Raw genomic sequence first — 12128 nt, 5'->3', positions numbered from 1 at the left:
GATTGAGTAGATTTTTGGGTTAATTAAATTTGTTTGTGTTTTTCAGGCAGCCTGTATTATGAACTGATTATTTCTTGGTTTTGACTTCTTGCAATACTTTTTTCATCGCTTGGGCATAATCCTGTTCCACAGCACTGATGTCGGGGTGTTGAGCGCGGTATTTGAGGTATTCTTGTTCAATTTTTTGCTCGACTTGGGCGCGAGAAACCGTACCTTTGTGGTTTAAAATTTCTTCACGCTGATAACTTAAAAAACGATCCACTTCGGCAATCCAATCGCTCATGGTCATTTGAATGCGTTTACCGGCTTGCAACTCGGCGGTATCCAAAAAAGCGGACACCAATAAATTCAAGTGATTCAGCTCTGCTTGGTTCAAATAATTTTTACTGACGGATAAATCAACTTTGTGCTGATAATTTTTCGGGTAACTACTTAAACCCAAATGCAATTTATCGCTGTCTAAACGCGCAAAAATCAGTTCAGGTGCAGTTTTTCCCGTTACCGCAAAAATCATTTTGTTCTGCACAGTTTTGAAAAAGACTTGCGCTTCAGCACTTTTGCCGCTGTAGTCCACGCTGGTGGCAAAAATATCCAATACTTGACGATAAAAAATTTTCTCGCTGCTGCGAATATCGCGTATCTTGGCTAAAACCTGCTTAAAGTAATCCGCTTCCGCCCGCAAAACGTCTTGATTTAAACTCGCTCCCACCAACAGATATTCTTTCAGCACGGTACTCGCCCATTGCCGAAACTCCGCACCGCGTCGGGAACGAACGCGATAGCCGATGGCTAAAATCATGTCAAGGTTGTAATACTGCACAGTTTTGCTTTGGGTTTTGTCTGCCATTGCGCCGTGTTGAGTGGTTGTCAACTGTTGGTTGACAACCACTTGTTCTTCTAATTCGCCCTCAGCAAAAATACTTTGAATGTGCTTGGAAATATTTTGCTTACTGGTTTGAAACAACTCCGCCAATTCCAGCTGGCTCAACCACACCGTTTCACTCAAACGATGTAATTCTATTTTGGTTTGCCCGTCTTCACTGTTGTAGATAATGATTTGATTGCTCATGTTTTCAATTTAATTGTTTGTCATTGCAATGAAGCACGGTAAAACAATGAGGTATGCCCAATCCCTACACCTGCCACGCCCTTGCCGCCGCCATATCCGCCTGTATCTGCGTTTTCAAACCTGCCAAATCGGCAAATTTCACTTCATCACGCAATTTATGTAGAAAATGCACACTGACGCGCTGACCATATAAATCACCTTGCCAATCAAATACATGTGCTTCCAGTTTTTGTAAATATCCCTGCGACACCGTTGGGTTAAAACCAAAACTCGCCACGCCGCGCCGCCGTGCAAAATGATCGGACGACACATCCACAACAAATACGCCGCTCATGGCGTAGTGATGCGGCGGCAAATGAATATTGGCAGTGGGGCAGCCAAAATCGCGCCCCATTTTCGCGCCGTGTTTCACATGACCGCTCAATACATAATCATGCCCCAGCAATTGCGCTGCCCGCACCAAATCACCGCTTGCCAAGGCTTGGCGAACACCTGTGCTGGACGCGCGCACATCTGCCACCAACACTGAAGGGGTATTTTCGGTAGTAAATGCCGTTTGTTGCCGCAGCAATGCAAAATCACCGCCGCGTTGTGCGCCGAAACGAAAATCATCGCCCACCAGCAAATAACGCGTATTTAAGTCGTCAATCAATACACGGCGGATAAAATCGTTTGCCGTCATCGCCGCGAAGGCTTGGTTAAAACGCAGCACCCATACCGCATCAAAACAATCGGTATCACCCAGCAGCAATAATTTATCGCGCAAAGGCGTTAACCGATACGGCATCTTACCTTGATTTTTGCCCGCGAAAAATTCCGGCGGCTGCGGCTCAAACACCACCGCCACACTGCCCAACCCCCGTGCGCGCGCCTCTTGATTCAGACGCTCGGCAATGTGCCGATGCCCCAGATGCACACCGTCAAAATTACCAATGGTTACTGCCGCACCTTGCGGAAAAAACGGTTTGTGCAGACTGCCGAAATAGATTTGCATACAGCTTAATCAGTTAAGTTTTGATAAAGCGATACATTATAGAATAAAGCCATTGATAAACGAAGCAGTTAATTGATTTTTCAGGCTGCCTGAAAGCCATTTTTTAATGTTGAAAAGTTGAAAAATCTGGTATCTTGCCGCCTTTCCTTTATCCAAAACAGTATTGATAACTTTTAAAATGGGTGATATGGATACCAAATCAATGATAACGATTTATCACAATCCGCGCTGTACGAAATCCTGTGCGGCTTTGGCGCGGCTGCAAGAATATGCGCAAGAAAACGATGTACAGCTGTGCTTGCGGACGTATTTGCAAGAAACGCCCGATGAGGCGGAAATTCATCGGCTGCTGAACCAATTGGGCGTAAAATCTGCCCGTGAAATGATGCGAACAGGTGAAGCGGTGTATCAAGAACAGCATTTGGACAAGGCTGATGAGGACGCTTTGATTGCGGCAATGGTGGCATACCCAATTCTGATTGAACGCCCGATTGTGGTTTACGGCGGCAAGGCTGTGATTGCCCGTCCGTTGGATCATCTTGAGCGTTTGCTTCCTTAAATTTTTATATATTAACCCTTTTATGCTATCTCCGTTTCCTCGATTTTTACATGCCGTTTGGCTGGGCTTGAAAATCAGCTTATTACTGATTTTCACCCATTTGGCAGTGTGCGCGGCTTTGGTGCTGTATCACAGCCGCCCAACGCCTTTACAACCTGCTGATGCAGCGGTGGTGCTGGGTGCGGCGGCGTGGTATAAGCAACCATCGCCCGTGTTTCGTGAGCGCATTAATCACGCCATTTTGCTGCATCAAAACGGTGTGGTAAAAAAATTATTGTTCACCGGCGGCACACCCAAATCAGGCTTTTTGAGTGAAGCGGTAGTGGGTAAAAATTACGCATTGCAGCACAGCGTGCCTGAAGACAATATGGTTTACGAAAGCACTTCGCGCGACACTTATCAAAATTTGCTCAATGCCAAAGAAGTGGCAGAAAACAATAATATTGAGTCGATAATTATCGTGAGCGACCCGTATCATATGGCGCGGGCAGCCTATATTGCCAAAATATTGGAACTTAACGCCCAGCTGTCGCCCACCACCACCAGCCGCTACACAACGTGGCAATCCAAGCTGAAATTTCTGGCAGAAGAAAGTTATTTGCTGATGATCAGCCAATGGCTGGAATGGATACGGTTAGCAGAGCAGTTTATACGCCGTAATGGGTGATTAAACCGCTATTTATCAAGGAATTTTTATGTATTTATGGTTGAAATTGATTCATGTTTTTTTTGTGATTGCGTGGTTTGCCGGTTTGTTTTACCTGCCGCGTATTTACGTGAATTTGGCAATGAGTGCACCCGCAAGTGCTGAGTACCAACGGCTGCTGGTAATGGCACAAAAATTACTGCGTTTTATGACACCGCTGGGCATATTGGCTTTAATCGCGGGTGTGTGGGTTGTGTTTGTCAATCACTGGTGGTCATTCGGCTGGGTTCATGTGAAATTGCTGCTGGGCTTGCTGCTGTTTACCTACAATATGGGCTGCCTGAAACTGCTGCGAAACTTTGAGCGCGGGCAAAACAAGCGCAGCCACCGCTGGTATCGTGTGTTTAATGAAGTTCCCGTATTATTAATGGCAGCGGCTTTGTATTTGGTGATTTTTAAACCGTTCTGATTGCGGTTTGAATGGAACACACAAAAAAGCACAAGCCGATAAACTTGTGCTTTTTTACCCAATCGGCTGAATTCAGCTGAATTCAGACACTTTCCAGTAGCCATTCATGTGCTTTGGCAGTGTCTGTGAAGTATTTTGGGTGTTGATGTGTGAGTAAACCGGAAATATGCGCACCCAGTTTAATCCAAATGTCGTCCACCACAATGGCAATGCGCCCGAAATCATCGCCGTGGTCGTTCATAAAACGCAATTGCTCCCACGCCATGTCAATGGTGAAATCATTCAGCATGGATAAATCCAGCAAAATATCAGGCCGATGCACCCGCTTTGCATTTTGCGCCACCGCTTCTTCAAAAGTGCGAAAATCTTCCAGTGTGAATTCATTATATAAAGCCACATTCAAACCATAGCTTTGTTCGCGGATAGAAATCATATTGTCCCCTTGGTTTCAGTTTACCGTTGATGTTTTACGCACACTGCTCAAAATGCCTGAAGCGATAATAATACCCATACCCAGCACTTCTTGCCAGTGCAGCGTATCGCCCAAATAAATAAAACCCAGCAAAGCAGAAAAAACCACTGTCAGATAAGACAAAGCCGCCACCACAAATTTTCTGCCCACTCGATACGCTTGCGTTAATGCCAGCTGTGCCAGTGTGGCAGTCAGCCCGATGCCCAGCACATAAAGCAGGTTTTGTGCGGTTAAAGGCTGCCAGCCGTTTAAGGTACTCAATGCCGCGCTCATCAAAGCCGCCACTGCCGAAAAATAAAATACCACCCGCCAATTCGGTTCGCCCAGCTGCGCCAAGTAACGCACCTGTAAATACGCCCACGCTGCGCTCAAACCGGCACACAAACCAATTAAGGCAGACAAGGATTGTCCTGCTGAAAATGAAGGTCCCAGCAGCAATACTACGCCGACAAAACCCGCCAACAACACCAATAAAGTCATCGGCGCAATTTTTTCTTTCAAAAACAACCATGAAAGCAATGCCAAAAATATCGCAGAGGTGTAACTGAGCGTGGTTGCCGTTGCCAAAGACAAATTGGCAATACTGTAAAAAAACAGCAATACCCCTAAAGAACCTGCCACACCGCGCCAGATATGCGCCTGCCAATGCGGTGTCGAAAAGTGGTCACCGCGAGCCAATGCCAGCACACCCAAAACCACAACGGCAAATATCGTGCGCCAAAACACCAATTCATAAAAACCAAAATCGAAGTCATTGGCGGTTTTCTTAACCAATACACCCATCAGCGTGAAAAAAAAGGCGGCAACCACCATCCAAGCAGAACCAAGTTGCCATGAGAACGGATTTTTCATGAAGGTGTTTTTCAAAAAGTTGTCTGTTTTAATAAGATACGGATCATAAAATGCAGTTGAAAAATAACTCAAGCAAATATTATTCGTGGTGAAAAATACCGCAAAACATGCTTAAAAATCACCAAAAAGTCTTGCAGCATCAAATTTTCAGCGATTTTATCACTATTTTTGCGCTCATCGGCAAATCAGCAGAAAACAACAAACACAATACAAACTTTAAGTTACAGGCTGCCTGAAAAATTTGGCAAATCTGCAAAGCAGTATTGTGGTTAATCGTTCTTTCCTGCCGGTCTTACAAAGCAAAAACACGCTGACTTCGCCCAGAAGGCTGAGGACTGATTTTCGGTTAAGAAAAAAGCTGAATTCCGCATCATACAGAATTCAGCTTCCGTTTTTGAAGCCACTTGATTTTAATGTTTTATTTCAAGTAGCATTTTTAAAAACAATGATTTTATTATCACTTTACAATGAAAATATTATTCATCAGCACCGGTATAAGGAAGCACATTCACTGTTTTGCGATTTAATGCACCTTTGGTTCTGAATTCCACATAACCATCAACTTTGGCAAACAGCGTATGATCTTTACCCATGCCCACATTGTCGCCCGCGTGAAAGCGAGTACCGCGTTGGCGAACGATAATAGAACCGGCAGGAATCAATTCACTGCCATAGGCTTTTACACCCAAGCGTTTGGCTTCTGAATCGCGGCCGTTTTTAGAGCTACCGCCAGCTTTTTTGGTTGCCATTTAACTACTCCTTAAAAACTCAAAAATTAAGCGATTGCCACGATTTCAATTTGGGTGAAATTTTGGCGATGACCCTGATGTTTTTGATAGTGTTTGCGGCGGCGCATTTTGAAAATGCGTACTTTATCGCCGCGGCCGTGTGCCACTACTTTGGCGGTTACTTTTGCGCCTTCAATAAAGGGCGCACCCACCGTTACCGCTTCGCCGTCAGCAATCATCAAAACTTCGTTCAGTTCGATTTGGCTGTCGAGTTCGGCTGGTATCTGTTCTACTTTCAATTTTTCGCCAACGGTAACTTTGTATTGTTTACCGCCGGTTTTTATGACCGCGTACATACTCAACTCCAGTGAAAAGGATTTCAAAAATTTCGCACAAATAATGCGAAACGGGTAATTTTATCGAAATTACCTTGTCAGGTCAAGCACATGACAAACACACCAATAAGGTCGTATCCTGCTGTAAGGCATTTAAAACACCGACATAAAAACCCGAGAAAACAAAAAACAATTCGTTTCTGTTAATTTTAGTAAAAAACAAATAACCGTTTTTTATCCTTGAATTTTAAAGAAAACCGCTCAATACCGATGCCGCTCACTGACCACCGCCGCACCGACAAAGTGGTTTTACCGTACCTATTCCGCTACAATGCCAAAAAATTTTCAGAAGGTATTTCGCATGAAAGCCAGCCGTTTTTTTATCTCAACCTTAAAAGAAGCACCTGCCGAAGCCGAGTTAATCAGCCACAAACTCATGCTGCGCGCCGGCTTAATTAAACGCGAAGCCGGCGGACTTTACACATGGATGCCGATGGGTTTGCGCGTGTTGCGCAAAGTGGAAACCATCATTCGCGAAGAAATGAACCGCGCCGGTGCCATTGAGTTGTTAATGCCCATCGTACAGCCGGCAGAATTGTGGCAGGAAAGCGGCCGCTGGGAATTTTACGGCAAAGAATTGCTACGCATCAAAGACCGCCACAACCGTGATTTTTGTTTCGCCCCTACCTGCGAAGAAGTGATTACCGACATTGTGCGCAACGAAATCAAAAGCTACAAACAATTGCCGCTGAATTTCTACCATATCCAAACCAAATTCCGCGACGAAGTACGCCCGCGTTTCGGCATCATGCGTGCGCGCGAATTCATCATGAAAGACGCCTACTCTTTCCACGCTGATTACGCCTCGCTGCAAGCCACCTACCAAGACATGTACAACGCCTATTGCCGCAGCTTCGACCGCTTGGGTTTGAATTACCGCCCTGTTGCCGCCGACAACGGCAGCATCGGCGGCACGGGTTCACACGAATTTCAAGTATTGGCAGACAGCGGCGAGGACATCATTGCCTACAGCGATGCTTCTGATTATGCCGCCAACTTGGAACTTGCCGCCACCCTGCCGCTTTCAGGTAGCCGCGCCGCGCCCACGCAGATTTTAAGCAAAATTCACACACCCAATGTGCGCACCATTGACGAATTGGTTGCCTTTTTGTCCATACCCATTGAACAAACCCTGAAATCCATTGTGGTTGAGGGCGAAGAAGACGGCAGTTTGGTATTGCTGCTGCTGCGCGGCGACCACCAATTCAACGACATCAAAGCCGAAAAACTCGCGGATGTAAAAACCCCGCTGACCTTTGCTTCTGCCGAAGCCATTCAGGCAGCCTTCGGGGCAAACGGCGGCTCTTTGGGTCCTGTGGGCTTTAAAGGCAAAGTGTATGCCGATTTTGCCGCCGAAAAAGGAAGCAATTGGGTGATTGGTGCCAATGAAGACGACCACCACTACACAGGCTTTCATTTCGGGCGTGATGCTGCCGAACCCGAATTTGTGGACTTGCGCAGCGTGATTGAAGGCGACCCCAGCCCCTGCGGCACAGGCTGCCTGAAACTGGCACGTGGTATTGAAGTGGGACACGTATTCCAGTTGCGCACCAAATATTCCGCCGCCATGAATGCCGTTTATCTGGATCAAAACGGCAAAAGCCAAATCATGGAAATGGGTTGCTACGGCATCGGTGTTACCCGCATTGTTGCCGCCGCCATTGAGCAAAACCATGATGAGCGCGGCATTGTCTGGACAAACAGCATGGCACCGTTCAGCGTGGTGATTGTGCCGATGAATTACCACAAATCCGAAGCCGTCAAAGCCGCTGCCGATAAAATTTATGCACAACTAAACGCCGCCGGTATCGAAGTTTTGCTTGACGACCGCGATGAACGCGCAGGCGTTTTGCTTGCCGATTCCGAACTCTTGGGCATCCCGCACCGCATCGTGATTGGCGATCGCGGCTTGCAGGCGGGTACGGTAGAATATCAAGCACGCCGCAGCACTGAAGCAGTGGCAATCGGCGTGGACGAAGCCGCAGCGAAGATTCAGGCAGCCTTAAACATTTAAAAAAATACTGCCCTGACTGCCTTATTTTTAAAATAATAATTTGATTTTTTGTTGTTTCACCGTTTCAAACTGTTTTCACAACATCATCAATGAGGAAATTTTATGTTGAAACTCTACTATTTACCCGGCGCGTGTTCCATTGTGCCGCACACTGCTTTGGTTTGGTCCGGTTTGGATTTTGTTGCCGAAGCCGCCACCCGTGAGCTCATTAAATCACCTGAATATTTGGCACTCAATCCACAAGGGCAAGTGCCTTTATTGGTGGACGGTGATTGGACTTTAACCCAAAACACCGCCATTATTGATTATCTGAACGACCTCGTGCCGCAAGCAAACATTCACGGCGGCGGCGATGCGCGTTCACAAGCACGGGCGCGTCAGTGGCTGGCGTTTGCCAACAGTGATTTGCACCCTGCCATCGGTTTGATTTTCGGTGCCGCTCGCCTTGCCGACGGCGATGACGCACAAGCCAAATTTAAAGAAAAAGCCAAAGCCAAAGTGATTGGCTTGTATGCGTCAATCAACAACGCATTGGCCAACAGCGACTATCTCAGCGGTTCTGTTATCACCGCTGCCGATGTTTACGTTTACACCACGCTGCGATGGGCTGAATCTTTACGCATTGATTTAAGCCAATATGCACATTTACCCGCTTTTTATCAACGCGTGGAAAACAATGCAGGCGTACAAACCGTGTTAAAGCAGCAGGGTTTGATTTAACCAACAACAAACAGTGAACGGTGGAACAAACAGGCTGCCTGAAAATTTTTGTGTGTTTTTCAGGCAGCCTGCCCGTAAGCTGATTGATAAATTATAAAAAAATCAATTTATTATTTGGCGCGTTGATTGCCCGTAATCTTCACAAAAGCCAATCTGATTTTTTGCCGTACAGAAAACAACGGCAGATTTTTGTTACCGGAGACAACAAACCGCCTTTTTGGTTTCATTTAAAATGCAGTTTGTTGCAATCGGTTTGTTTCAAACCCCGAAACCTTTTACTGTCGGGAATAAAAATACAGGAACAACCAACATGACCGTTTCCGAAACCATTGCCGCGCCCAAACCGCCCGCGCAATGGCAATTATTTATCGGTACTTTTTTCCGCAATAAAGGCGCGGTATTGGGTTTATTGGTATTGGCAGGCATGATTGTGATTGCCTTAGCCGCACCGTGGCTCGCACCGCACGATCCTTTTGAATTGTTTTCAGGACAAGAACAATTGCCGCCCGCTTTTTTAGAGGGCGGCACTGCCATGTTCCCGCTGGGCACGGACGATGCCGGCCGCGATACTTTATCGCGGCTGATGTACGGTGCGCGCTACTCCTTATTTATCGGCTTGTGCGCCACTTTTTTGGCAATGATTACCGGCGTCAGCTTGGGGCTGTCTGCTGCTTTTTGGCCGAAGCTCTGGGGCAAAGTGGTGATGCTGGTAAACGATGTCCTGATGTCTTATCCCGGTTTATTGCTGGCAGTGATTATCGCCGCCATTTTGGGCCCGTCGATGACCAATACCATCATCACCATTTCATTGGTGTGCATGCCGCCCTTTATCCGCCTCACCCGCGCTACCGCTATGGTGGAATTGCAGCGGGATTACGTAACCGCTTCGCGCATTATGGGCGCGGGCACGCTACGTCTGCTATTCATCACCATTCTGCCCAACTGCATGGCACCCTTAATTGTGCAAGCCACCATGATTTTTTCATCGGCAATTTTGGACGCGGGTGCGATTGGTTTCTTGGGTTTCGGCGTTCAGCCGCCCGATGCCGAATGGGGAGCAATGCTCGGTACGGCACGGCAATACATTCAAAGCAATGTGTGGCTCGCCATTTGGCCGGGCTTGGCGATTTTCTTGTCGGCTTTATCCATTAACTTGGCAGGCGACGGCTTGCGCGACGCTTTAGATCCGAAATTGAAACAGGTGTCTTAATATGAACAAAGAAGAATTGCTGTTGGAAATAGACAACCTGTCGGTTACATTCGGCAAAGGACACCGCGCCTTTCGGGCGGTGGATAAAGTATCGTTGTCGCTGAAAAAAAGTGAAGTACTGGCAGTAGTGGGCGAATCGGGTTCGGGTAAATCAGTTACCATGATGGCACTCATGGGCTTATTGCCCGATTCTGCCGCCATTACCGCTGACAAACTCATGTTCGGCGGGCAAGATTTGCAAGCCTTATCAACACGTGCCAAACGCCAAATCATCGGCAAAGATGTCTCCATGATTTTTCAAGACGCGATGAGCAGCCTAAACCCCAGCTTCACCGTGCAAATGCAAATCGGTGAAGTCTTGAAAACCCATTTGGGCTTGCGTGGTGCAGCAGTGCAGCAACGGATTTTGGATTTGCTGAATCTCGTGGAAATTCCCGATGCCAAAAACCGCATGGAAGTCTATCCGCACCAACTTTCGGGCGGCATGAGCCAGCGCGTGATGATTGCCATGGCATTGGCATGTGAACCGAAATTGCTGATTGCCGATGAACCCACCACGGCACTTGACGTTACCGTGCAAGCACAAATCATGGAATTGCTGGCGCGTTTACAGCGCGAAACCCACATGGCAATGGTGCTGATTACCCACGACTTGGGCTTGGTGGCAGAAAACGCCCACGATGTGGCAGTGATGTATGCCGGACAAGTGGTTGAAACCAGCGTGGTTCCCGATATTTTCAGGCAGCCTGCTCACCCCTATACCGAAGCCTTGCTGCAAGCCATTCCCGAATTGGCGGTTGGCGAAAGCCGTCTGCACAGTCTGCCCGGTGTTGTTCCCAGCCAATACGACCGTCCTGCCGGTTGTCTGCTGTCGCCGCGCTGCCCCTACAAACAAGACCGCTGCGGCACGCCGCCATCAATGCAAATCAGTGCGCACGGCTTGGTTCGCTGTATTCACGCCACTTTACCGAAACGCCATGAAGGAAGTCAGCCATGAGCGACAATACCGTTTTAAAAGCCGATAATCTGCATCGCCACTATCCCGTTTCTTTGGGTTTGGGCAAAGGTAAAGCCGTGGTTAAAGCCCTCAATGGCGTCTCTTTCTCTTTGATGCCGGGCAAAACCTTGGCAGTGGTGGGCGAATCCGGCTGCGGCAAATCCACTCTTGCCCGCCAGCTCACTTTGATTGAGCAGCCCAGCAGCGGTGAATTATTTATCAACAATGAAGCCACCGCTCGGTTAAACAAAGCCGAACTCAAGCATTTGCGCACCCAAATTCAAATGGTGTTTCAAAACCCCTACGGCAGCCTCAACCCGCGCCACAGCATTGCCCAATCGCTTATTGAACCATTGGATATACACACCCGATTGAGTAAAACCGAAAAGCGCGACCGTGTACACACCATGATGAAACAGGTCGGCTTGCGTCCCGAACACGCCGCCCGTTATCCGCACATGTTTTCCGGCGGTCAGCGTCAGCGCATTGCTTTGGCGCGTGCCATGATGTTAAACCCGAAAATCGTGGTTGCCGATGAACCCACGTCTGCGCTTGACGTATCCATTCAAGCGCAAGTATTGAATTTATTCATGGATTTGCAAGACGAATACCACACCGCCTATGTGTTTATTTCGCACAATTTATCCGTGGTGCGCCACGTGGCAGACGATGTGATGGTGATGTATTTGGGCAGAGCAGTCGAACACGGCAGCAAAGAGGCTATTTTTGAAAATCCGCAGCACCCATACACCCAAGCCCTGCTCGCCGCCGCGCCCAGCGTCAACGGACACAAAACCAATTTGCATTTAAAAGGTGAATTACCCAGCCCGCTCAATCCGCCTGTCGGCTGTGCGCTGAACCAGCGCTGCCCTTATGCACGAGCCGAATGCGGGCAAACCGAGCCGCCGTTGCGCGAATGGCAAGGCAGACAAGTGGCTTGCTTGCGTTTGGAAGACATCAGCAACAACGCCCAAAAAGCAGCTTAACAGGCTGCCTGAAAAAA

At 47.7% G+C, this 12128-nt stretch carries 14 protein-coding genes; 8 read left to right on the top strand and 6 right to left on the bottom strand.

Annotated features, from left to right (window positions below; translation table 11 throughout):
• Window positions 1-67: 67 nt before the first annotated feature.
• A complete protein-coding gene (rhuM, locus tag Q384_RS00145) occupies window positions 68-1069 on the bottom strand; it encodes a RhuM family protein (RefSeq protein WP_037585204.1) in 1002 nt (333 codons plus the stop codon).
• Between the two features lie 64 nt (window positions 1070-1133).
• Complete coding sequence (gene ribF, locus Q384_RS00140) at window positions 1134-2063, bottom strand: bifunctional riboflavin kinase/FAD synthetase (RefSeq protein WP_037585203.1); 930 nt, start codon at window positions 2061-2063, stop codon at window positions 1134-1136.
• Between the two features lie 202 nt (window positions 2064-2265).
• Here ribF and arsC point away from each other — a divergent pair, with 202 nt between their 5' ends.
• From arsC to Q384_RS00125, 3 genes are read left to right on the top strand one after another with little or no spacing between them, the layout of a single operon-like run.
• Complete coding sequence (arsC, locus tag Q384_RS00135; RefSeq protein ID WP_037585266.1) at window positions 2266-2622, top strand: arsenate reductase (glutaredoxin); 357 nt, start codon at window positions 2266-2268, stop codon at window positions 2620-2622.
• 22 nt (window positions 2623-2644) lie between these two features.
• Window positions 2645-3289 (top strand): YdcF family protein, encoded by a 645-nt coding sequence (locus Q384_RS00130; RefSeq protein ID WP_037585265.1) that lies wholly within the window; start codon window positions 2645-2647, stop codon window positions 3287-3289.
• Between the two features lie 28 nt (window positions 3290-3317).
• The gene (locus Q384_RS00125; protein ID WP_037585202.1) at window positions 3318-3737 is read left to right on the top strand and encodes a CopD family protein; all 420 of its coding nucleotides are present in this window, start codon (window positions 3318-3320) and stop codon (window positions 3735-3737) included.
• 82 nt (window positions 3738-3819) lie between these two features.
• Here Q384_RS00125 and Q384_RS00120 read toward each other — a convergent pair whose 3' ends face one another.
• The 4 genes from Q384_RS00120 to rplU form a co-directional block, all read right to left on the bottom strand.
• Window positions 3820-4170: a SpoIIAA family protein gene (locus Q384_RS00120; protein WP_037585201.1), complete on the bottom strand. Its 351-nt coding sequence runs from the start codon at window positions 4168-4170 to the stop codon at window positions 3820-3822.
• 15 nt (window positions 4171-4185) lie between these two features.
• On the bottom strand, window positions 4186-5061 hold the full coding sequence (locus tag Q384_RS00115; protein ID WP_037585200.1) for a DMT family transporter: 876 nt from the start codon (window positions 5059-5061) through the stop codon (window positions 4186-4188).
• 476 nt (window positions 5062-5537) lie between these two features.
• Window positions 5538-5810, bottom strand: coding sequence for a 50S ribosomal protein L27 (rpmA, locus tag Q384_RS00110; RefSeq protein WP_037585199.1), 273 nt, complete (start codon window positions 5808-5810; stop codon window positions 5538-5540).
• Between the two features lie 26 nt (window positions 5811-5836).
• Window positions 5837-6145, bottom strand: coding sequence for a 50S ribosomal protein L21 (gene rplU / locus Q384_RS00105; protein ID WP_037585198.1), 309 nt, complete (start codon window positions 6143-6145; stop codon window positions 5837-5839).
• 340 nt (window positions 6146-6485) lie between these two features.
• On the opposite strand from rplU, the gene Q384_RS00100 reads away from it, so the two are divergent.
• The 5 genes from Q384_RS00100 to Q384_RS00075 all read left to right on the top strand — a co-directional run bounded on the left by Q384_RS00100 (window position 6486) and on the right by Q384_RS00075 (window position 12111).
• The gene (locus Q384_RS00100; RefSeq protein ID WP_037585197.1) at window positions 6486-8198 is read left to right on the top strand and encodes a proline--tRNA ligase; all 1713 of its coding nucleotides are present in this window, start codon (window positions 6486-6488) and stop codon (window positions 8196-8198) included.
• 102 nt (window positions 8199-8300) lie between these two features.
• Window positions 8301-8918, top strand: coding sequence for a glutathione S-transferase family protein (locus Q384_RS00095; RefSeq protein ID WP_037585196.1), 618 nt, complete (start codon window positions 8301-8303; stop codon window positions 8916-8918).
• A 310-nt stretch (window positions 8919-9228) separates the two neighbouring features.
• Complete coding sequence (locus tag Q384_RS00085; RefSeq protein ID WP_037585194.1) at window positions 9229-10128, top strand: ABC transporter permease; 900 nt, start codon at window positions 9229-9231, stop codon at window positions 10126-10128.
• A gap of 1 nt (window position 10129) precedes the next feature.
• Window positions 10130-11125, top strand: a complete 996-nt coding sequence (locus Q384_RS00080) for an ABC transporter ATP-binding protein (RefSeq protein ID WP_037585193.1) — start codon at window positions 10130-10132, stop codon at window positions 11123-11125.
• Window positions 11122-12111 (top strand): peptide ABC transporter ATP-binding protein, encoded by a 990-nt coding sequence (locus Q384_RS00075; protein ID WP_037585191.1) that lies wholly within the window; start codon window positions 11122-11124, stop codon window positions 12109-12111. Before Q384_RS00080 ends, Q384_RS00075 begins: the two co-directional genes overlap by 4 nt.
• Window positions 12112-12128: the final 17 nt, after the last annotated feature.

The sequence above is a fragment of the Stenoxybacter acetivorans DSM 19021 genome, assembly GCF_000745895.1.
Taxonomy (GTDB): Bacteria; Pseudomonadota; Gammaproteobacteria; order Burkholderiales; family Neisseriaceae; genus Stenoxybacter; species Stenoxybacter acetivorans.
This window is presented reverse-complemented; position numbering and strand designations above follow the sequence as displayed.